The sequence below is a fragment of the Shewanella sp. 0m-8 genome, assembly GCF_052977265.1.
The window spans coordinates 133,023-154,930 of record NZ_JBRIMB010000006.1 but is presented as its reverse complement, the minus strand read 5'-3'; the positions used below and the strand labels follow the sequence as shown (position 1 = coordinate 154,930).

Below are 21,908 nucleotides of genomic sequence, written 5' to 3'. Positions count from 1 at the left end.
TTTTAAAGTTATCCATAACCACAAATGAAGAGAATACGATGAATGCAATTAGATCATATTTTTACTTAGATTGGTATTACTCCTAAATTGATGCAATATTCATATTGGTCACTCGGGATCTTAATATTCCAAACCAACCACACTTTAGAGCAGTTGTAGGCATTAGCATAAAAAAACCGACATGAAGTCGGCTTTCTAATCAATAAATTACCTGGTTCTAGCTTTTTAAGATCGCTAACTCTTTAAGATCTCAAGTGGTAGCGCTAGCATTTCATCACCACTACCAGCAAAGTACCAGATAATACCAATCAAGGCGCCTACGGTTGCTAGGTACCAAACCGTTGAAAAGATCTGGCCATATCTATCTAATGGTAGTAAATGACTCTGATGACGGGTTTTCCATTCAAACACAATTTCAGCACTACCGATAAGCAATAGAAAACCCAGTAATGCTAGGCCTAATGAATAGCTGATATACACACCAACCGCAGCGCCAAGAATACAGGCCACTAATCCCATTTTGCTGTTCATTGAAAAGCTAATGCTTTTCAGGATATGACCGCCATCAAGCGGCAAAATCGGCAGTAGGTTAAATAGGTTTAACAAGGCATTAAATGTGGCTAAACCAGCAAAGAAGATATTGCCAGTTACCCAGTAGGCGACGAGAGAGGCTAGCGACATAAATAGGCCAAAGGTTGGACCCATGATAGAGATCACTACATCTTGCCAGCGGGTATTAATTTTCTCATCACTTAAAGCTAAGCCGCCCATAAAGGGAATTAAGTAGATACCTTTGGTTTTCATACCAAAGTATTTCATCGCCCTGATATGGCCATACTCGTGAAAGACTAAACAGGCGATAAGGGCTAAAGCAAATTGGAATGAAAATAACCAAGAGTAAGCCGCGACACTGGCACCTGCCAATAGCACCTTAATCACCTTGGCACTCTTGAGTAGCTTAAAGCCCAGCGAAGCGAGACCAACGACACTGAATTGTCGCTTTTCAGGGATCGGTGTCGTGGGAGTTTGGCGTTCAATGTCTTTGGTGGTGCGCTGACCTGTGGTCATGACTTCATCATCTTTGAGCAAGCGATAATCAATGACAAAGGGTTGCCATTGTAAGTCTGTCTCTAAGGTGATTTTGATTGTCTGCAATGGTATCGGCTCGCCATCAATGGCGGGGACAAGGGCTGGATCTTGAATCGACAATTCAAAATTATGGCTCTTTAGTCCTTCATTATCTGAGCTGGCTTGAATAACAGAGACTAGAGTGTCTCCCCAAAACAGTTGCTGCCATCCCGCAAGTGAGCCTTCTAGGCGTAGCGGTTTTCCAAGGCAGTCGATTTTCAATAATTCCACGTCATGTCTCAAAGGAGAAAAGTGACATAATTATGCCGTGGATTTGTAGCTTAAGGAAAGTCGAAAGCGCTCGAACTTTCCTGAGTAGGTAATAATTAACCGCTAATGACTGTAATCGAAGCTTATTTCCTGGTTTTTGTTGCTTATATTGCAAGGCCCATGTTCTCTTTGAGTCCGTTGAAAGGCGTTACCGATATGTAGCTCTACATTGGAAAAGATATGTTTAAGCACATCGATGCGATAATGCTTGTAATAGTTTTCAACTTCAAGGTTTAGGCTGTCATACTCGAGTTCTTCCTGTGCTCTAACCACTATTATTCGGCGCTGTTCATCTAGCATCACTGTCACTTGCTCAACCATCATGGCGTCATCTTGCCACTCTACTTTTGGCGGCAGTTTTCTGAGTTGCGCCTCAATATTCAGTGCAGCGACCACCATGGATTTAATGCTTTTATCTAATTGTTTGAGTTGCTGCTTTAAATCCGTTAACGCCATGGCGCAATAGACTTCAGTTTTTGTATCTGCCGTCGCGCCCAGCGCTACCGCCTTGATGCCTTTATTCGCCTCGGCTTTGCCGCCAACAAGATCGCCGCGACGAGCATTTGCATCACTAACGATCAGTTGCTGTTGAGTGCGAGTATGACTGTGTAAAAGTTGTTTGGTGATGAGGATATTGCCCTGAGCTTCAAGCTGAGAGTATTGTACAAATTGGGCACTAATTTGGCCTTTGGCTATTAAGGTGGTCGACAAACTTAAGTCTTTTAATTGGCGACCAATCACGCCTTTACTCACCGTGATATCGCCTTCAGCATGTAAGCTGGCAGAGTCTACAAAGCCCATAACGGTTATGTCGCCACTGCTCTTGACCACCATGCCTTCACCGACATCGCCTGTGATCAGCACACTGCCTTTAAAGTCCACATGGCCATAGCTTACATCGACGTTCTTTATTTGTAATACGTCATCGACCTGCATTCCCGACTTGGTTTCCACCGGCTGTCCTGCAACACTGGCAATAAGTTGATTGGGGTTTTGCTTGCTCAATTCTGTACCTTGACCAGGAGTGAGCTTAAAATCTTTTCCTGGTTTAGCAATGAGCTTTTCACCATATACGTTATAGCCATTAGTACCTTGAGTTGCGGGGGTCTTTTCAATCAGCAAGCTACCGGGTTTGACCATAATAACCGCGCCAAGATTACGCATATCTACGCTGCCATCACTATTCTCTTGTGGTTGCAGTAGTCGCTCTCTGGCAAGGGAGACTTTTCGCTCTAAACTAGCGCGAATACCATTCACTGCCGCTCGACCATTGGCAATGACGCTTGTGCATGTGGAGCCTGGAGAGAGGTGTGCAAACTCAGTTAATAATGCATCGATTTTGGGCTTGCTTAGGCCCATACTAATTCGTTGTAGCTTGAGGTTTTGGAGTATATCTCTGATATCAAGGTTTTTGCCGCCGTAGGCTGCGGTCAATGTCATGCTGGCGTGCATTTTGTCGTCAGAGACGTCAAAGCTTATCGTTGCATCACGTCTATCGGCAATCTCGAAAAACTGCTCAACGTCACCGCCCTCTTGGTGGTGTAGCTGATTGACTTTTATGACGGCTTGGGTGATTTGTGCCTGTAATGGACATAGGTAAGAAAAGTCTGGCAACGCTAATAATTGCAGCAGATCATTTTCTGTAATCGGCCCATGGTTATTCGGGACGATTTTTAATTCGGCTTTGTGCTTGTCTTGGCTTAACTCAATGAGTTCTGGGTGTAGCATAAAAATCCCCATCGTTATTATTTTTTTCAGAGATTGCTATGGGAGTAGTAACATATTACAAGCTGGTTAAAAAGCGCCACAGACAAATATTGTGAATCAAATAATTAAGCAGATATTACAAGCCTAGTGAGTGATCGGTTACTGCACTAGGCTCTGAGGGGGATTGATGCTGATTTATGGTTTGATGTTGGAGTAAATCTTGTATTTGTTATTTTCAGCGTTAACGTTCACTGAACCGAAGATTTCCGCAATGATATCTGAATATGGCAGATGGCGATTAGCCACAATATGGAATAATCCGCCAGACTTTAGTTTTTTTGTGCTGTCTTTAACAAAGTTGGTGACAATGCTGGTGGTACTCGCTAAACCATCATGAAACGGCGGGTTGGAGATAATGCCGTCATAGTGGCTAGCCGTTTGTGCGAGTCCGTCAGATGCGAAAACATTAGCCTTAAAACCATTGGCTTGTAGGGTAAGTTCGCAAGAAGCGAGTGCCATCGCATTGATATCAACACACTCTAGTGTAAGCTCTGGCTGAACCTTGAGTAATGCTGCTGCAATCACGCCCGCACCGCAGCCAAAATCGAGTACCTTGCCACGCATCTTAGGTAGATTTTCCAACAAAAGCTGCGTGCCTTCATCGAGTTTTTTCTCGCTAAAGACGCCCACTAGATTACAAATAGTAATCTGCCCTTGAGGGGTGTCTAGCTGATATTGGCTCTGCCAATCTTTGAGCTTAATTTCGGGAGCTTGGCCATTGAGCTCACTTAAAAATAAGATGCAGTGACGTGCGTTGTCGGCTTTAAATGGCTTATCAAAGTAGCCTGGTAACTGTTTTGGCAGTGACTTAATGCCACCTTTATTTTCTCCGACAACGATAAGTTGCCCTTGAGGTTTAAGGTGTTTTGCCGCCAGATTAAATAGATATGGTGCTAACGCTTTGGCTTTTGGGAAGTACACGATAACCGTATCGAAATGATCATCATTAGGCAGTTGATGGCCAAAATGCAGGGTTAGATCTGCCGTTGCATAAGGCTGCATAATCAAGTGGTGATGATAATCTAATGCTAATCCGCATACGCTGCTGGCTGTATTTAATAGTTCTTTGGCTAGATGATCGCCTTCATAGTTGATCACCAATACAGATTGGTCTTTGACTAGATCACAGTTTCTGAGAAGGACTTGCGAAGCATTGGTAAGCATGAGTATTCAAGGTCAGGTGTAATTGCTGGCAATTATACCCCAACCGCTTTCGAATGCGAATTAGATGCTCTTAATGGGTGTTGAGTGTGGGGGGATAGTGGCTGTTGAGTGGGCTGAGCAGAGCATAAAAAAGGCCGCTAAACTTGTCATAGCGGCCTTTATACTGGTGGCTTTGCTGTTGAGCCTTGAGGCTATTTAATCTTTGGCAGTAAGCTCATCATCTTTTCGGCAATATCGGTATTATCTTGATTACCTTTAAACAGATCGGCCGCGGGCCCTGCGGCAAACACTTGCACATCACCACCTGTGTGTCCGCTCGTGGTCCAGCCGGTAAAGCTGCGAGTGTCGATAAGCTGTTTTAAGCTGGTTTCCAGTGCGGCTTTTCCTTGCATACGCGCATTACTCAGCTGCTGCAGTTCGTCTTGTGTGACTTCAAAACCTAGTTTTTGCTGAACCCATGTTTGCCAATCATCCAGAGCGATAGCTTGCTCGGCGATAGTAGCGGGACTTGCTTGCACGCCCTGAAGCAAGCCAGTATCCCAAGCATATTCGCCATTGGCACCGATAGACAGCCCACCAGTGTTGTGATCCGCTGTGACGACCATCAAGGTGTTAGGGTTCGCGCGGACAAACTGCTCAACCACTTCGATGGCGTTAGCAAAACCGTGCATCTCACCCATAGCGGTAGCGATATCATTGTTATGCCCCGCCCAGTCAATCAGGCTGCCTTCAACGAGTAGCACAAACCCTTTTTCATTTTGCGATAGCAGATCTAAGGCTTTTTGGGTCAGCAGACTTAACTGAGTTGAATCTTGCTGATCGATAACCCATGGCAGTTGCACTTCAGCAAATAAGCCTAAGGCTTTGCCTTGCGTCAGCGTGTCGAGTTGACTGAGCGTATCAATATGCTGATAGCCTTTAGCTTTAAACTGGTCGAGTAAAGGCGCAGGGAAATACTTTTGCCCACCGCCTAAAATGACATCAGCCTCAGAGGTTAAATAGCTCTTGGCGATTTCATCATAGTTACGGCGGCTTTCATTGTGAGCTAAAAATGCTGCTGGGGTGGCATGATTGACTTGAGAGGTCACTGCGACACCCGTTGCCATACCCCGCTTTTTAGCCATCTGCATGATAGTGGTTAGCGGGTGTTTATTCACATCGACGGAAATCGCACCGTTATAGCTCTTAACGCCAGTGGCAAGCGCTGTCGCTGATGCGGCTGAATCGGTAACGTAGCCACTTTGTCTTGCTGGGTAGGTGGATGCCATGCCGACAAGTAATCGATCAAAAACGGTTTGCTCTATCTCTTCGGTGTCAGGATTATCTTGGTAGTAGCGATAGGCACTGGTGTACGCCGGTCCCATGCCATCACCGACCATAATAATCATATTTTTTGGTCGTGATGGTGTTTTATGGATATCGACATTAGCCGATGTGTATAGAGGCAACAACACGAGGGCACTAATGGCCCAAGTGAGTGTTTTTGTTAAGTTCATGCCGGATCCTTTGGCTAAGCTGACTTATTAATGCGTGCTTCGATTGCGTCCATCAACATGCCTGTGATATCGACATCAAATGCCGCTTCGATCTCTTTAATACAGGTCGGGCTGGTAACGTTAATTTCGGTAAGCTTGTCACCAATGACATCGAGACCGACAAAGATAAGACCCCGCTTCTTTAGCTCTGGGCCAATAGTGCGGGCGATATGCCAATCTGATTCCGATAAGGGTTGTGCCACTCCTCGGCCACCTGCTGCTAGGTTACCGCGGGTTTCGCCCTTTTGCGGAATACGCGCTAATGAATAAGGAACAGGCTCACCATCAACCACTAAGATGCGTTTATCGCCAGCAGAAATATCAGGAATAAAGGCCTGTGCCATAGCGTACTGTTGACCTTCGCTGGTTAAGGTTTCGATGATAACGCCCAGGTTTGGATCATCTTTTTTTACTCTAAAAATAGAGCTACCGCCCATACCGTCAAGAGGCTTAAGAATGATGTCGCCCTTTGCTTGATGAAAAGCGCGGATACGCTGCTCTGAGCGGGTCACAATGGTTTCTGGAGTGAACTCAGAGAACCAGGCCGTAAATAGCTTTTCGTTTGCATCACGCAGACTTTGTGGTTTGTTAACGATCAGCACACCTTGCTCTTCGGCGCGCTCAAGCATATAAGTCGAGTAAACGAATTCAGTATCGAATGGTGGATCTTTGCGCATTAATATCACGTCTAGATCGGCAAGCGGTGTATCGATAGCATCTTCAAGCTGGTACCACTGCTGGGGATCATTTTTTACGGTCAAGGCGCTCATGGTTGCCATTGCTTGGCCGTTTACCATGGCAAGATCTTTCATCTCCATGTAGAAAAGCTGATAACCACGAGATTGCGCCGCCATTAACATGGCAAAGCTAGAGTCTTTCTTAATGTTGATCTCGCTGATGGGATCCATCACGATGCCGAGTTTAATCATGGAGCTTTTTCCTTCTCTTATATTCGTTACAACGATAAACGTGGGGGCAAAGCTGCCCGTTTTCTAGCGTTTAACTGATAAACTTCTCTACTGAATGGTATGCCATATAGGCTTCAGCTTTAGGCGCTACACCTAGCTAAGCCTGTTGGAATTAACCAATATCACCGAATTTTAGCTGTAACGCACTGATTGTAGTGAGGGCTGCAGTTTCTGTTCGTAGCACCCGTGGGCCAAGCAACACATCGGTAAACTGATGTTCTTCGGTCATCGCGATTTCAGGAGCGGACAAGCCACCTTCTGGACCGATAACGAGCCTGACTCTGTTGTTAGGCAAAGAGAGGCCATTAACGCCATGTGAGGCGCGCGGGTGTAGATTGAGTTTGACGGCATCTGATGGCTCAGCGCACCAATCGCTAAGCTGCATAGCCGGGCGAATAACGGGTACAACACTGCGGCCTGACTGCTCACAAGCACTGACAACAATCTTTTGCCACTGCTGAATTTTTTTATCTAAACGTTCACCGCTAAGTTTTACGCCGCAGCGCTCTGAAAACAGCGGTGTAATCGTGTTAACGCCAAGCTCAACAGACTTTTGAATGGTAAAGTCCATTCTATCGCCGCGTGAAATGACCTGACCTAAATGTAAGTGCAGCGGCGACTCACTGTTATTAGCTTCGCATGACAGTACTTTTACTTCGACGTTTTTCTTACTGGCGCTGATAATTTCGGCTAGGTAGTCATTACCATCGCCATTAAAAAGGCTAACTTGCTCGCCAACAGACATTCTTAGGACGCGGCCAACGTGACCTGCAGCTTCATCATCTAAAGCAACTGCCTGGCCGATGACTAGCGATGATTCTTGATAAATTCTTGGCACTCTCATGGTTTTACTAGCCTTATTCTGCGTATGTTTGCGAGTCTTTTAAACGCTGACATTGAGCTTGTACAAACTCATTGTGATTGCCTTGAACTTTGGCAATCTCTGTATCGCGTCGACACTCAATAGTATCAACTGGATAGGTTTTATCCCATGCTTTAAATAACTTTAATTGGCTCTTGGATATTTTCAATGAGTAAGTTTTCTGCATATATAGATAAGTTCGCGCAATTTGACCACGAGTGTGGGCGGGTGGCTGAACTTTTCGGCCTTTAAAGTCGACACTCACTTGGCATTGACCGTATTGTGTCGGCTTGGCGTTCCACTGGCTAAATCGAAAGTTACTGCGATCGCCGTTAACCTCACCAATGGCTGGCACTAAATAGCCCTTAAATTTTGCTAAGCTACGGCTGTGTTGATAAAAAATACTGAATCAATAGGATTTTTTGGTTATAAAGTAACCCAGAATGTTCTTTAGCATTTTTTTTGCTAAAGAACTAAAATTATACCTAATATCCTATTTTTATTTCCATGTTTTTTTGTTTAGTGCATGTATTCCTAATGCTGGGAAAGCTATCTAGTTCTACCTTCAGGCATGGTTGGCTTATCACACAGGAATCAAAAACTGTCTACGTTAAGGGAGAGCCTATTATGTGTAGGCCTGTCAGTTGATGTCTTTATCGAAGGGGAGCGAAACCTAATTACTTAGTTTTGCTCCCGTAAGACAAAATAGGTGTGTACGTTTTGGTCTTTCCTAAGGAATGTTTTATCTATATAGCAGCCGCGATCTGAATTACATTCAGAGACTTCTAGCCTCCTTTATTCGTTTGGTATTCTTAATTCACTATAAGTGGAGAGCGTCAATTTTCTCTACCAGCCTTAGTATTTAAATATATTGCAAATTGGATTGCTTACGTATTTTAATCGGTGTGGAACCTTTTTTAGCAAATGGATAAGTAAAAGCTTCATTGATATTACCAGCACTTTTAGCTGGTATACGGTTACCATCTCCATCTTTAGTGTATCTTGCTACACGTCGTACAGAGAGTTTATTACCAATAACATCAATGCGATGATAACGATTCCAGCCTTTAAAAATGCTGCTTAATCGACAGAGTAGTGCGTAAGAGCTAGATTCCCCAACTTGTGTTTGTAAGTAATTTCTAACCTGATACTCTATATCTTCCTCACTCTTTATTCCTATTCCTGATATCACACGGGACAAATAATCCTCGGGTGTGATAACTAGTTCACCTTTGTAGTTTTGTGTTTCAGAATTAATCAAATAGTGCGCGAATGCATAAATATGAATCGCGGCCTGGATTTCACGTTTATGCCTTTTGGCCAGTTGAGATACAAAGCTGACTGATAACGCTAACTCCTCGCGCGCTTCTACATACTGTAAAATTTCAGCTTGCTGGAAGGCTGTCCCTTGCGTACCGCGGAAAGCATAACGATTTTTCGTTTGTTCGAATGATTTTGCTAGCATTGCAACTTTTGATAGAATGTTTGCATCCACAGTAACACCTGCCATTTCAAGGACTTGTGCTCTTGATCGGGTTTTGCCAACATCGATATGAGCGAAAGATAAATCGTCAGTCACACCATAAATGATTACAGTAATAAAACCTTTCGAAGAGTTCGCAGCAGCCTCCATTCGAGTATGGCCATTCAATAATTCGCCATCGTCACTGAACACAATAGGCTCCCCTGTTAAGCACCATTTTTCATCAACCATTGCTGCGGTATAGCGCTTGACCTCTGCCTTGTTTACGCGCCTATTTTTATTATTTGGATTAATAGCACCTCGACTTGAAAATCGTAAGATGTCTCTTGCTACTGATGGGTTTATGTACACTACATCATAACTAATTGATGTTTTGATTCGTTTTAAGCACGGATACTGATCCGATTTGTCTTTAAATATATCAATCATTTGCCCCCTAGAAAGATGCTCTAAAGCGTTATCTATTAGCTCCCTAGAGCTACCTAGATAAGATTTTGGTAATGGTTGGTACTTCTGAACTAATCCACTTACAAGTTCTTCTTCAAACGAAATAGATTTCATATTTTTCATTTAAAACCTCTAACTAAACATTTCCTAACTCTGTATCATTATTGATCGGGGCGCCGCCCCACTCAAGAAAAAAATAATATTTTATTTATAATCTTTATAAAATCTAATTGTTAACTTTGGAAAAACAATTGCTTAGTTCAGATGTTCAAGTTTTGGGACTATCCGCAGAGCAAAACTACGGAATAGGCAGCTCTCTGATGTGTTTAATTCCTGCGACGGAAATTCAAAATTATTTTTCTTCATTTGGAGATCTAACCGAAGAACTTGATCTAGTTTTTTCGGAATTGCAAAATACAACTAATCAAAAGAGAGTTAGAAAATTAGAGCAAGAAATTATTCATGCACTATGTACGGAACAGTTAACTCCTCCTTTATCTCTTACTATTGCTGTTAGTGATAATAATTTATCTACAAAGAGAAAAGGGGGTTTGCATTCAGTAAGTTACAACCCAGAAAAAGCTTTTTTAGTCGATGGTATATTAACGTACTGCGCAATCATGAACCTGTTAGGTTATGAGCTAAATTATCCAAATTTTATTGTTAACTCTCAACAAAATGAAGGACGAGTGAGGCAAATGCTTGCCTGTCAATATCTTCATATAACGATTATTTTTAACGAACTAAATGATTTAGAACAAGGTGATATTTTAAGGCTGGGTAAAATATTCAATCAAAGAGAAATACAGCTACACTCTGTGAGCCTTAGTCGGTTAACTAGTGACTTCCTAATTAGAGATTTTGTCTATCAGCTTGATAAGGAGCTTAGGCTAGATAAAATTGGAGGGATGTCATCTAAAGCTACGAGGGTAACAAAAAGTGATCCGTTCATTACTACAGAATCGACTATGCTACAGATGGTAATTGCTGCCATAGGGGGCTGTAGACTTCGAATGTCGACTAAAACTATGGATCAACTTTCTGATGGAAGTTTAATAGATACTAATCGTCTTGAAAAAATTAAACCGCCTATCATTGCATTCTTTTCTGCTTGGCTATCATCTTGCGAGAGTCAACTCAAATACAATCGAGACGGGTTTCACTATTCAACACAAATCTGGCAAGCGTTAGGTCTTGTCATACATTATTTGATCGTTAATCAACATACATTAAAAGACCTAGAAAAGTGTGGTCATTTATTAGGAGAGCTTGACTATTCTCGTGATGCAACACATTGGCAGTATTGCTCTGCAATGAAGCTTGATTTACGAGGCCGTATTTACAAGAATTCCACTAGTGGGGGACGAACATTTAGAGAAGGAATTGCTAAGTATTTTATTGAATTGGTAAGAGTTTCATGTAGTTATAAATAGCGAAAAGTGTTAGCTTTCATTCTTCATTAAGCAGTCGATTGGTATTGGCTTAATCTGCTACGATATTTTTCTTTTAAGAGGGGAAATTGAAATGGATAGCTGATTAAAGATATTTTTGATTAGGTAATGAGCAGTTTCCATTTTTGTAAATCATCTTTAATCTGATTTTCCTGATTACTACTACAAAGACTATGATAGTTAGGGCAAAATCAAGCAAACAATCTTATATTAACCTTATGAATATCAGTAAATTTTTTTTAGTTATTACAGCATTGTTGCCTTTATCTTCATTTGCCCAATTTAGCGAGGGTAATACAAGAGTAAAGTCCTTTAATAAGGCAAAAAAAACACTCGAACGAAAGGTTTATTATGATCATAGAGTAACGCTCTATTGTGATGCCAAGTTTGACAGTAAGAAAAATATCGACCTTCCTAATGGTTTCAGAAGTGAAAAGCATATTAAGCGTGCCAGAAGAGTTGAATGGGAGCATGTGGTTCCTGCTGAGAACTTTGGGAGAACTTTTGCTGAGTGGCGTAATGGACACCCTAGTTGTGTGAATAACAAAGGTAAAAGCTTTAAAGGCCGTAAATGTGCTGAGAAAGTTAACCATGAATACCGATTGATGCAATCTGACATGTTTAATTTGTATCCAGCAATAGGCGCAATAAATGCCACTAGGTCAAATTATAACTTTGCTATGTTGCCATCTTCACCTTCGAGTTTTGGTAGTTGCAATGTAAAAGTTCAGGATAGAAAAGTTGAACCAACTATTGGTTCTAGGGGAAGAATTGCAAGAACTTATTTATATATGGAGCAGGTATATCCTCGTTACAGAATGAGTAAGCAACAAAGGCAACTAATGAACGCTTGGGACAAAGAATATCCAATAAGTAAATGGGAGTGTAAGCGAGCTAAACGTATTGAGAATATTCAAAAAAATAGAAATAATATTGTGTTTTCTAGGTGTGAATCTAAAGGTTATAACTAAAATTTAAGACGTGCTAACTAAGTTGTTAGTACGTCTTAATAACAAAAGGAAAATTCAGCTATGAGCTTTTTTGCTCAGCAGCTTACTATAATTTAATTTCCTCCCAGTTTTCGAAATATAATTTTAGATTGTCAACCTCATGTTCATTCGCCAATCGAACGCAAATGAGTGTTTTCTTAGCTCTTGAACATGCTACATATAAGAGCTTTCGCGACAGGGCTTGTCTGGAAGGGTTTTCATTTTTCTCTTCAAAGCAGCTAGAGAAATCATATATATTCCAGTTAAATTCATCTAGTACAACAATAACATTCTCAATTCCAGTGCCTTTAGTTTTATGCATGGTCATGAAGTCACTATCATCTTCTTCATACTTGAAAAATGACAAAATTTCGTCAAATATCAAATCTTTGCTAAAGAGTTTTGTATAGAACTTTTCAATTTTTATATCTCTGATGCGTTCATCAAACTCATCTTCAATAATTTCTTTTGATATATTAAATTCTTCGAATTTTGAAATGTTTTTTTGCATCTTAAGCTTAGTATTATGTCCATTTTCTATCAGTGCTTTAAAAGCTTGTAGATTTTTCTCTTTTGAAATTCTAATTATTTCGCTATTTTTCCTTTGAAGGTATGCCTGATGAGGCTCAGAGATGGATATGATTTTATCGTTCATAGCATCCATCATAACTTCATATGCTGCTTTATTGGGGTTTAATAAGTTATTCAACTTATCGTATATAGACTTCTTATCATTTCGAGTCCTAATAATAAAGCCTTGTTCCTTTAATAGTAAAATCAACTTGTTCAAAGATTTTTTGTTTTCGGCTGAGCTTTTGAATAGCTTTAGTATTTTACATAGTTGACCGAATTGAAGTCTATTTAAATGCCTTTTTATCTCATCTCGGGGGCTTATATATCGGTCATCAAATAAACAATATAGAGTGCCAAAGCCTGCATCACGGGCAACGTATTTGTTTGGCAACTTTAATAGGATATGATTTCCAACTTCTTTTTGTGCATGGGATGTTAGTGTTTCAATCTTTTTATATATATCAGCTTTGTAATTATCTAACTCTAATTTATAAGCTTCTTGTTGTTTTTCTATTTCTGTTTCGTATTGTTGCTTTTCCTCATTAGAAGACTTCTTGTTTGGAGCTTTTGGTTTGGGTGGTTTGACGGGTTTGGCTGGTCTCAACGCGTAAATTAATTTTACAGCCCCTTCTCTATCTTTTTCTTTTTCTGAGTCTTTAAGGGCCACCTCTTGCTTCAAACCATCAGTTCTAAACATATTTGAAATATTTATTACTTGAGGTGAACAACGGAAATTATCTTCCTTTTCGATTAGTTTTAGTTGGCCATCATCAATAATAGCCTTTGCGGAACCAATGCCTTCTTCATAAATTGCTTGTTCACTGTCTCCAAACAAACCTATAGTTATGCTTCTTTCATCCGGAGTGTTATAAATAAGACTTCGGATAATATCTTCGTTGGTATCCTGATATTCATCTATAAATATACAGTCATACTTGTCTCTAACTATTCTTCCCAATTTCGGGTAGTTGGAGAATAACAATGATGTGATTTTAAGAAGCCCGCTATGGCCAAATGTAGCATTTTTGAAGCTGTCAGAAGGTGTTTCATTGTACTTGACATCTCTATGGTTTCGCTTACCTAAAGAATTTCGTATGGCAGTATTTATCTCATCAATTTCGGCATTAAGCTTAGCGTTATAAGTTTCTGGGTCTTTATCGTACTTAGGCTTTCCAATAACCTTTTCAGTCTCTTCTGATAAGACTATGAATCGTCTTTTTGCCAATAATTCATGAAACTCTTTATAACGGACATGCTCTTTTTTATTTTGCTCCTTTACGTTGTTTTTATATGATTCTAAATCAATCCTTTTAAAATTTGGTATACAAAATAGTTCAGGTAAAACAGTTAATAAGTTTCTTTTATAAGGTTTCACTAATGTATTTAGGAATGAGTGAATGGTGGATACTTCATAGTCAGTACCAACACGGTCAATAATCTCTGCAACAGCTTTGTTTGTATGTGTAATACATACAATTTTGTAATCGGGAAGTTCTTCTGAACAATATTGAATTGATCTTTTTAATGTTTCAGTCTTGCCACTTCCTGCACCACCCTGAAGAACAAATGATTGACGCTCTAAAATGCAAGTCTTGATTTTATCTAATGGGGATTTTATTGGCTGATCCATTTTAATCCCTCATCAATGTAATTAGGAGTTATCCATGTTGCTTGATTTGTAAGAGCCATGTAGAGAATAGATGCTGCAAAGTCAGACTTTTTTTCTAGTATGTTTTCTGTAACAGAATAAATATTAGCTTTTTCAATGTCGATTAGTTGGTCAATATTTTTTATTCCAAGTAATTTACTACTTACTCTTTTTATTTCAGATTTATTTGAGTTAAGGAATGCATCTTCAAAAGATCTAGCTTGATAATTATTCTCCTCAATTTGATAAGCTATATTTACGTTTTTATCCAAAAGAACCTGCTCGCCACTTTTTACTTTTTTAAACCATTCTATGAATTTTTTTTCTTCTTTAAACGATGGGGCTGAGAAGAAGTGTTTGAGGGTCTCATTGCTTGTATAATCCCCTTCATCAGCAGGGCAAGCTTTATAAGATGTGGTTTGTTTATCGTTTTTATCTAATGAGCTTACTTTTTTTGTGCTATCTAAGTCTGTGATAATTAGTGATTTTATGCCTATGAACTCCAGGAATGGTGCGAATGCTTTTGCGTTGGCACCAGCTTCAATGACTGAGATGTTCTGTGAAGAGATTTTTTCATCTACCTTACATTTTTTATCATACTCCTTAATAAATAATGGAAGTAGTATTCTTTCTGTCGTCCCTTCAATGAAAATGGCTTTATCTGCAAAGAATAGTTCAGAATTTTGAATTTTTAGATATTGTTCCAAGAATTGGTATAATCTTGCTCCGTCCTCATCTTTTATAGCTAAGTATTTATTACGTAAATCAGTGTGGAAGTTTTTGAAGATTACATTACTATTATCTTTTTTAGATAGGTAGCGAATATGTTCAAAGTTTGAATTAGATACTATGTATGATGAATGAGTTGACACAATGGCTTGTAGTTTAGGAATATCACTAACTAGTTCTCGTATTTTTGTAGAGAAAATTGACTGCATTTGTGGGTGTGTATGTGCTTCAGGCTCTTCTATTAGAATTAGCTTTATGTTTGCAGTAGATGCTTCAAATTCTTTTTTTGCAATTTCTATTTTTAGTAAAAGATACAGAATATTCAGATAACCAAGCCCGTTGAAGTTTTCTGGAAGACTATCCCCTATGGCTCCATAGATTATTTTTGATGAGTTTTCTATGAGTGCTGTCGCTTCAATATCTGAAACAACTTTTAGTCCGTCTAAGCTTAAAAAATTAGCTGAATTTGATAAGAAACCACTAAATACTGTTGAATATTTATCTTCTAACCCTTTATCTATTTTAATAAGTTCACTTCTTATTTCGTCTAAACAGCTATCATCAGACTCATCTAGTTTTTTAAAGAATTGAGTTGTGACTGAGGAAAGTGGGTTTTTTCCTGTTTCATCAGAACTAGCCACATTTCTTTTAGCATGAATGACTTGAAGATTTATAACTTTACATACATCTTTAAAGCTTTTTTCCTCTAAACCTGTTCGATTGGTAAGGTAATACGGTTTGCCTCCTTCATGTTCGAAGTCATCATAAGAGTAAACTGAAGTCTTAATATATTTCCCAATGTTTCTCTCAATAAAAAGGCGTTTTTCTTCTTGAAACTTTTCCTTACTCACATCATTTTGGTGTTTAGGTAATCGTCTTATTAAAGCATCTTTGTCGATTTTTGCCTCAAACAAAATGTTAATGGTTGTTCTATTAGGATCTAAATCCAGCATGAATTCAGATATATTCTCCAAATTATCATGGTCAAAGTATTCTATACATATACTTAATCGTATGGTGAAGTCATCGACGTTAGTTTGATCTGAAATGTTAAGTATTCTATCTCGTATAGAAATAGGGAAGTCACTAAAGCTAAATGAAGGGCTCGACTTTTTTAGAAATTTCTCTAATACGACGACAAATGATGTTTTACCTGTATTATTTTTCCCTACGAGTAAAGTTAACCCTCCAGTCATATCTAAGGAGCTATTTTGTAATAATCGAAAGTTGTTAACTTCAATTTTCCTAATTCTCATTATTATCTTCCCAGATTATTTATAGACATAAATTGTCTATATATTTTGCTAAAGCTACATTCTAATTGCATGAATTTATGCAGTGAAATTTTATATCTTAACCTTAATTTACCACTAATAACTTTTAAAATCAGTATTTTACCTGTGTTTTTTTGTCAAGAAGTTGAGGAGGTGGCTTATTTTAGATAAGACTGAAACTGGGGGGAAGGTGGATGTATGAAAAACTTATTGAAAAATCGAGTGTTAGTCTGACTTGGTTAGTGTGTTTCAGAGGTATTAGGAATTACGATGGAAGGGACTTGTCTAGGTACCAAATTGTTGTATATAAAGTTTCTTGATATCAAAGGGTGATGCTGTTAGCTGTTATTTAGTTTAAGTTGGATTTCAACTGTATGAACCAATATTTTTGAACTTTCTACTAACTTTCTTATGGAATCTACAGATATATTCACCCTGTTACCATCTTTATCTAAACCAGCTCTATGAACACAGTGATGTCGGAGGTTTACCGCTAAAAAAAGCCATGATATATCTCCAAAGTCACAATTGAGAACCTCCTTGAACATAGGCTTTACTTTTTTTATATCATGAAATATTAGATTTTTTAGATAAGTTGCAACAGTCACTTTCAAGCTCTCCTGCTTTGCATAAATATCTTTTAGAGTGAATTTCATTTGAGAAAAAGTAGGATCTTTTTCAACTAGTTTCCTAATTAAATTTTCTGAGTTTGTCACATTATGAATAAATGTTGAGGCTAGGTATGATTCGAGAGATGCAACAGCGTGGCTATGCAACATGACGAGTAAACTAAACTGTGTTTCATTATAGACTTGAACTTTAAGAAGCTCGTTTATGCTTTGCATTTGGGTATCAAACACCCCAAGTTGTGATTGGGTGTATATGTACCACTCTAATTCTTCTTGACGAGTGTATTCATTCTCTAGCCACAGCTGTTCTTTACAATATTGCTCAAAGGCTTGAACTGCTTCATCCCACTCATCTGAACCTTGCTCTCCTGCATCACTGCCATAGTTTTCTTCTATCCAATCAAACATTGGCTGTAGTTCTTCCTGAAACTACATTATATTTACCAAAAATAAATTCAACTCAATGGGTGAGTGAGTGCAATTGACCGCGGGCCGTGGTTTACAACGCTTTATCTTCCAAATTTTACTTTACGAAAAGAGTAAGATTTGTAAACTTAGTGCTTTGTTAGCTGAAATTCATCTAAATTCACACCAGTTATCCTTTACAAAATAGTATCAAATTTAAAATGACTGCTATATCAAATTTCTTTTCTGTAGGCTTTGTAAGGCGATGGCCTCAATGCGTGAAACCATCACTTTTCCAAAGTATCCTGAGTAATGATGGTAAGGTAAAAGTACCTTCGTAACTCGTTTTTGTACAGAAACGGTTCAGAGCTTAAGCTCTAAAATTTACAATTAACATTATCATTACTAATGACCATGCTTAAGAAAGCGGGTTTCTGTTCACTAAGAGATGGATGGACGCAGTTCATTCTCGAAACAAGAAGCTAACCAGAGAGCCTAGGCTAGGTGTGTGGAGCCACATGCAGGGTGGTGTGGAGGGCTAGATACCTCCGGCTACCCGATTAAATACCGTCACCCCATAACTCATGGGTTAACTTAGTTGCAGAAATCTCTTTACAGCCACTTCGGTCAGTACCTGACCACAGTGGAGTAAAATCTGATTGACCTTGGGATTCAGCTTTTGCTCTCAAAGGACCAATAGCTATAGATGCATAAGGAAACTCTGGCGCTTTACTCGCTATAAAATTTAACTCTTTCATTATTTTATTAGTAATGCCTCTCGCCAATCGACCTGAGAATATATTAGTTAAAGCGGTTACGCTGTTTTTTGATTTTATCGCTTGTCTGTGAATAGCACTTGTTTTTGCCTCATCGCATAACAAGTAAGAAGTTCCAACTTGAACTCCTGAAGCACCTAGCCTTATCATTTCTTTGATATCAGTGCTTGTAGCTATTCCACCGGCAGCAACAACTGGTACTGATAATTCATATTTTAAGCAAGCTACAAGTTCTAACGTCGGAAGTTGAGTTGATGCGTCCGAAGTCATGAACATACCTCTATGACCTCCAGCTTCATAGCCCTGAGCAATGACAATGTCAGCTCCATTTTCCTCTAGCCACACACCTTCTTCCTTGGTCGTAGCTGAAGACATTACAACTGTTCCCCATGACTTTATTCTTGTTACAAGCTCTGCAGATGGAAGGCCAAAATGAAAGCTTAGTATTGGTGGCTTATGGGGCTCTATTGCATCAGCAAGATTTACATCAAAAGGAACCCTCAAGCCAGAAATTTCGTTTAGAGGCTTGATCGAAAAAGATTCATAGTACGGTGAAAGTTGTTCTTCCCATGCTTCAAGTGCCTGATTATTTGTCTCAGGCATTTTGTGACAAAAAAAGTTTAAGTTATAAGTTTTATTTGAGTTTTCTCTGAAATTTATAATTTCGAATAAGACCTGATCTTTAGTCAACATCCCACAAGGAATAGAGCCAAGCCCACCAGAGTTTGATACTGCAGCAGCCAACTCCCAGTTTTGTACTCCAGCCATTGGAGCTTGAATTATTGGCTTTTCAATACCGAGGAGACTGCATAGGTTCATAATTATTCTTCCTTGTTACCGCCGATGTAAAAATGACCCACTAGCACCGATTTAAAATTGACCCACCTGAGGCACAATGTTCGTCCGTTTGAGTAATTTGTTGAACGAAGCCGCTTTGCGGCAGAAGAGATAACAAGCCTCTTTGTTCTCCGAACCTAAATACTTTCTAGAGGCAATCCATTTTGATCGCTAACCTAGGAGTATTATCATGGACACATTCGAACAGCAACGCTTTGGTTTTCTTTATGAACAACATCTTACCAACTTAACCCTGCAAGGCAAGCTACCCGGCCACCTAGCCGCCTTCTTTGACCGCTGCCCAGATAACCTAACTACCGATGATTTGAAGCGTTACTTCGCTCAGCTGATTGAGTCACACTCATGGAGCACCGTTAAGCTTGACCGGAACGGTTTGCAGTTTTTTTATCGATATTTGCTTAACCAAAATTGGAGTGGTTCAGCATTGTTAATGCCTACACAGGTCAATCGACTGCCTGATATCCTAACCCCAACTGAAGTTGCCATCGTTATAATTCTCACACATAAGTTGCGATATTAAGTCTGTTTTCTGGCCCTATACAGTATGAGTTTGCGCCTCGGTGAGGCCATTTAATTGCAAGTAGGTGATGTGGATTCACAGATGATGCAGGTACATATTCATAATACTAAAGGCGGTAAAGATAGGCTGGTTCCGCTACCAATGAAAAGATGGGACAAGCATAACTTATAGACTATGCGAAACGCTTTCGCATTAACTTTTCTATAGCAAAAATGTCATTCTCTCTATTTACCTTTTGAACTTCTAAACTAATTTTTGGGGCATAAGTGAGTCAGTTCAGGCTCGCTGACTCAAAGATGGACAGAAATGGTTTAGAGTCAAAGCTCTTAAAGTGATGACTCTTATTAGGTCGAGTATGATAAGTGGATATACGGTAACGCCCAAATAACAGGCTAAGTAATGGTTGGCTAAAATTGTGAAGCGAAGCGAAACGTAGCCAACTGTTACGTGTCCTTGTTGATTTTCTTGTGTACGCCCAGCATGGGCATGAACTAATGAGGTGAAAGTCCTCTGTAGGAAGGTCACCGTTCAATAACATGCTGTTATTAAACGTTAACTACTAGCGAATGGCAAGGGCTTATCCGTGAGGCTTGGTCTGAAGGAAGCCGCTAGCAAATTTGCGAGCTGATGAACAAGAACATCATATGAGGCGTAGGCTAGAGCTGAGTTGGCACAAGACGACGAAACCACGTGATCTAATGGCCACCGTAAATGATGCAGCAGTGCAAAGAAAGTTCATGCTCTTATCTGGGGAGATCTGTTTAACACGCGATCGGTCATTAACCAGTGAGGCTCTGGTTTACAAGTGCCTTGGCTTTTCAACTTCATCGACTGAAAAGAGCGAACCAGATGAAAACCGATAGCGCATGACGGGGTAACTTGGCATGTGATTAAGCAGAAGTCAGCAGACGGCATAGTAGCCCAACGCCCATCGTAATGGATGGGATAACATACCCCGCGTCAGCGTAGTGGGTACATGGTGAAGGCCTGAACATTTAGAAGAAGGAGGAGTCTTGTCAAACTTGTCGATACCCACTACGTCGCCAGACGATTACTATCGGCAGCGTATTGATATGCAACCGGCCTTCAACAGCGATTTATTCCAACAATTGCTCGAACCTGAGAATCTACACCGAGCGTGGCGTCAAGTTAAAGCCAATAAAGGCTCGGCAGGCATCGATGGCATGACCATCGAAGCCTTCCCGCTCTGGATGCAACAAGGCGGCTGGCAACAGTGTAAAACTCAACTTGAGCTAGGTGAGTACCAACCCTCAGCAGTCAGGCGCGTAGAGATCGACAAACCCGATGGCGGTAAACGCAAATTGGGGATCCCTAACGTCATTGACCGTGTGATACAGCAAGCGATAGCTCAAATGCTCACACCACTGTTTGACCCATTCTTCTCGGCTAACAGCTTTGGCTTTAGGCCGAACAGAAATGCCAAACAAGCTGTACTGCAAGTAAGGGATATCATCAAACAGAAACGCAAATTTGCCGTCGATGTTGATCTGTCTAAGTTCTTTGACCGAGTTAATCATGATCTTTTGATGACTCAACTTAGGAGCAAGGTGCAGGATAAGCGTCTGTTGGCACTTATCGGTAAATACCTACGTGCAGGCGTTGTGGTCAACGACCAATTTGAAGCAAGTTTCGAAGGCGTGCCTCAAGGCGGTCCACTCTCGCCATTACTATCAAACATTATGTTGGATAGTCTGGATAAAGAGCTGGCAAGCCGAGGGCATAAATTCGCCCGCTACGCGGACGATTTCATCATCTTGGTAAAGTCTCAACGAGCTGGTGAAAGGGTACTCAAGAGCATTACTCGCTACCTTGCCACTAAGCTAAAACTGGTTGTTAATGAACAGAAAAGCCAAGTGGTTAAGGTCGGTCAAAGCAAGTTCCTAGGGTTTACATTTAACCGAGGAAAGATCCAATGGCATGCTAAAACGTTGCACATTTTCAAGCAAAAGATGAGACGGCTGACGAACCGAAATTGGGGCGTGAGTATGGGATATCAATTGTTTAAAGTGCGGCAGTACATGCAAGGCTGGATCAACTACTTTGGCATAGCCAATGCTTACCAAGGATGTGTCGATTTAGACCATTGGATCCGTCGTCGGGTACGTATGTGCTACTGGCGTCAGTGGCGAAAACCACGGACTAAGGTGCAGAATTTACTTAAACGTGGCGTCAGGATCCAAGCAGCCGTTGCTTGTGGGATCACAAGTAAAGGCCCTTGGCGTAGCTCTAAAACACCAGGAATACAGCAAGCGCTGAGCAATGAGTATCTGAAGAAAGCAGGATTATATTCACTGAGAGATGGATGGATCGCAGTTCAATATCCTAATCAGAAAATGAATTAGGTGTTCTAAATGAACCGCCCTGTGCGGAGCCGCATGCAGGGTGGTGTGGGGGCTGGAGGTTAGATACCT

15 protein-coding genes and 1 pseudogene are annotated in these 21,908 nt (G+C 40.3%); 4 read left to right on the top strand and 12 right to left on the bottom strand.

The features are described from left to right. Positions 1 to 234: 234 nt before the first annotated feature. The 8 genes and pseudogenes from ACVBIO_RS04820 to ACVBIO_RS04785 all read right to left on the bottom strand — a co-directional run bounded on the left by ACVBIO_RS04820 (position 235) and on the right by ACVBIO_RS04785 (position 9,747). Complete coding sequence (locus ACVBIO_RS04820) at positions 235 to 1,359, bottom strand: site-2 protease family protein (protein ID WP_447172115.1); 1,125 nt, start codon at positions 1,357 to 1,359, stop codon at positions 235 to 237. A 102-nt stretch (positions 1,360 to 1,461) separates the two neighbouring features. After that, on the bottom strand, positions 1,462 to 3,126 hold the full coding sequence (locus ACVBIO_RS04815) for a DUF342 domain-containing protein (RefSeq protein ID WP_447172114.1): 1,665 nt from the start codon (positions 3,124 to 3,126) through the stop codon (positions 1,462 to 1,464). A 174-nt stretch (positions 3,127 to 3,300) separates the two neighbouring features. Next, entirely contained in the window at positions 3,301 to 4,329 is a 1,029-nt protein-coding gene (locus tag ACVBIO_RS04810; RefSeq protein ID WP_447172113.1) for a methyltransferase, read from the bottom strand. A gap of 191 nt (positions 4,330 to 4,520) precedes the next feature. Further along, positions 4,521 to 5,825: an alkaline phosphatase gene (locus ACVBIO_RS04805; RefSeq protein WP_447164267.1), complete on the bottom strand. Its 1,305-nt coding sequence runs from the start codon at positions 5,823 to 5,825 to the stop codon at positions 4,521 to 4,523. 14 nt (positions 5,826 to 5,839) lie between these two features. Continuing rightward, entirely contained in the window at positions 5,840 to 6,793 is a 954-nt protein-coding gene (gene gshB / locus ACVBIO_RS04800; protein WP_447161525.1) for a glutathione synthase, read from the bottom strand. 151 nt (positions 6,794 to 6,944) lie between these two features. Further along, positions 6,945 to 7,676, bottom strand: a complete 732-nt coding sequence (gene rsmE / locus ACVBIO_RS04795) for a 16S rRNA (uracil(1498)-N(3))-methyltransferase (RefSeq protein ID WP_447172112.1) — start codon at positions 7,674 to 7,676, stop codon at positions 6,945 to 6,947. A 13-nt stretch (positions 7,677 to 7,689) separates the two neighbouring features. Further along, a pseudogene (locus ACVBIO_RS04790) lies at positions 7,690 to 8,052 on the bottom strand (endonuclease); the annotation flags it as partial. 504 nt (positions 8,053 to 8,556) lie between these two features. Beyond that, positions 8,557 to 9,747 (bottom strand): chromosome partitioning protein ParB, encoded by a 1,191-nt coding sequence (locus ACVBIO_RS04785; RefSeq protein ID WP_447172111.1) that lies wholly within the window; start codon positions 9,745 to 9,747, stop codon positions 8,557 to 8,559. 128 nt (positions 9,748 to 9,875) lie between these two features. Here ACVBIO_RS04785 and ACVBIO_RS04780 point away from each other — a divergent pair, with 128 nt between their 5' ends. Further along, a complete protein-coding gene (locus ACVBIO_RS04780; RefSeq protein WP_447172110.1) occupies positions 9,876 to 11,057 on the top strand; it encodes a hypothetical protein in 1,182 nt (393 codons plus the stop codon). A gap of 236 nt (positions 11,058 to 11,293) precedes the next feature. Then, positions 11,294 to 12,046 carry an endonuclease gene (locus ACVBIO_RS04775; RefSeq protein WP_447172109.1) on the top strand — a complete coding sequence of 251 codons (753 nt, stop codon included), beginning with the start codon at positions 11,294 to 11,296 and terminating at the stop codon, positions 12,044 to 12,046. An 85-nt stretch (positions 12,047 to 12,131) separates the two neighbouring features. Here the strand turns inward: ACVBIO_RS04775 and ACVBIO_RS04770 are convergent, their stop codons facing one another. From ACVBIO_RS04770 to ACVBIO_RS04755, 4 genes are all read right to left on the bottom strand, one after another. Continuing rightward, positions 12,132 to 14,267 carry a UvrD-helicase domain-containing protein gene (locus ACVBIO_RS04770; protein ID WP_447172108.1) on the bottom strand — a complete coding sequence of 712 codons (2,136 nt, stop codon included), beginning with the start codon at positions 14,265 to 14,267 and terminating at the stop codon, positions 12,132 to 12,134. Continuing rightward, positions 14,252 to 16,270, bottom strand: coding sequence for an ATP-dependent nuclease (locus ACVBIO_RS04765; protein WP_447172107.1), 2,019 nt, complete (start codon positions 16,268 to 16,270; stop codon positions 14,252 to 14,254). Before ACVBIO_RS04765 ends, ACVBIO_RS04770 begins: the two co-directional genes overlap by 16 nt. A gap of 356 nt (positions 16,271 to 16,626) precedes the next feature. Next, complete coding sequence (locus ACVBIO_RS04760) at positions 16,627 to 17,325, bottom strand: hypothetical protein (protein ID WP_447172106.1); 699 nt, start codon at positions 17,323 to 17,325, stop codon at positions 16,627 to 16,629. Between the two features lie 557 nt (positions 17,326 to 17,882). Continuing rightward, on the bottom strand, positions 17,883 to 18,917 hold the full coding sequence (locus ACVBIO_RS04755; RefSeq protein ID WP_447172105.1) for an NAD(P)H-dependent flavin oxidoreductase: 1,035 nt from the start codon (positions 18,915 to 18,917) through the stop codon (positions 17,883 to 17,885). Between the two features lie 208 nt (positions 18,918 to 19,125). On the opposite strand from ACVBIO_RS04755, the gene ACVBIO_RS04750 reads away from it, so the two are divergent. Both ACVBIO_RS04750 and ltrA read left to right on the top strand, forming a co-directional pair. Beyond that, positions 19,126 to 19,476 carry a phage integrase N-terminal SAM-like domain-containing protein gene (locus ACVBIO_RS04750; protein WP_447172104.1) on the top strand — a complete coding sequence of 117 codons (351 nt, stop codon included), beginning with the start codon at positions 19,126 to 19,128 and terminating at the stop codon, positions 19,474 to 19,476. 1,013 nt (positions 19,477 to 20,489) lie between these two features. Continuing rightward, positions 20,490 to 21,839, top strand: a complete 1,350-nt coding sequence (gene ltrA / locus ACVBIO_RS04745) for a group II intron reverse transcriptase/maturase (RefSeq protein WP_447172103.1) — start codon at positions 20,490 to 20,492, stop codon at positions 21,837 to 21,839. Positions 21,840 to 21,908: the final 69 nt, after the last annotated feature.

Excerpts from the sequence above, each read along its gene's own strand:
- ACVBIO_RS04815 (WP_447172114.1), bottom strand. The coding sequence starts at position 3,126 with ATGCTACACCCAGAACTCATTGAGTTAAGCCAAGACAAGCACAAAGCC.
- ACVBIO_RS04810 (WP_447172113.1), bottom strand. The coding sequence starts at position 4,329 with ATGCTTACCAATGCTTCGCAAGTCCTTCTCAGAAACTGTGATCTAGTC.
- ACVBIO_RS04805 (WP_447164267.1), bottom strand. The coding sequence starts at position 5,825 with ATGAACTTAACAAAAACACTCACTTGGGCCATTAGTGCCCTCGTGTTG.
- gshB (WP_447161525.1), bottom strand. The coding sequence starts at position 6,793 with ATGATTAAACTCGGCATCGTGATGGATCCCATCAGCGAGATCAACATT.
- rsmE (WP_447172112.1), bottom strand. The coding sequence starts at position 7,676 with ATGAGAGTGCCAAGAATTTATCAAGAATCATCGCTAGTCATCGGCCAG.
- ACVBIO_RS04785 (WP_447172111.1), bottom strand. The coding sequence starts at position 9,747 with ATGAAAAATATGAAATCTATTTCGTTTGAAGAAGAACTTGTAAGTGGA.
- ACVBIO_RS04775 (WP_447172109.1), top strand. The coding sequence starts at position 11,294 with ATGAATATCAGTAAATTTTTTTTAGTTATTACAGCATTGTTGCCTTTA.
- ACVBIO_RS04770 (WP_447172108.1), bottom strand. The coding sequence starts at position 14,267 with ATGGATCAGCCAATAAAATCCCCATTAGATAAAATCAAGACTTGCATT.
- ACVBIO_RS04765 (WP_447172107.1), bottom strand. The coding sequence starts at position 16,270 with ATGAGAATTAGGAAAATTGAAGTTAACAACTTTCGATTATTACAAAAT.
- ACVBIO_RS04760 (WP_447172106.1), bottom strand. The coding sequence starts at position 17,325 with ATGTTTGATTGGATAGAAGAAAACTATGGCAGTGATGCAGGAGAGCAA.
- ACVBIO_RS04755 (WP_447172105.1), bottom strand. The coding sequence starts at position 18,917 with ATGAACCTATGCAGTCTCCTCGGTATTGAAAAGCCAATAATTCAAGCT.
- ACVBIO_RS04750 (WP_447172104.1), top strand. The coding sequence starts at position 19,126 with ATGGACACATTCGAACAGCAACGCTTTGGTTTTCTTTATGAACAACAT.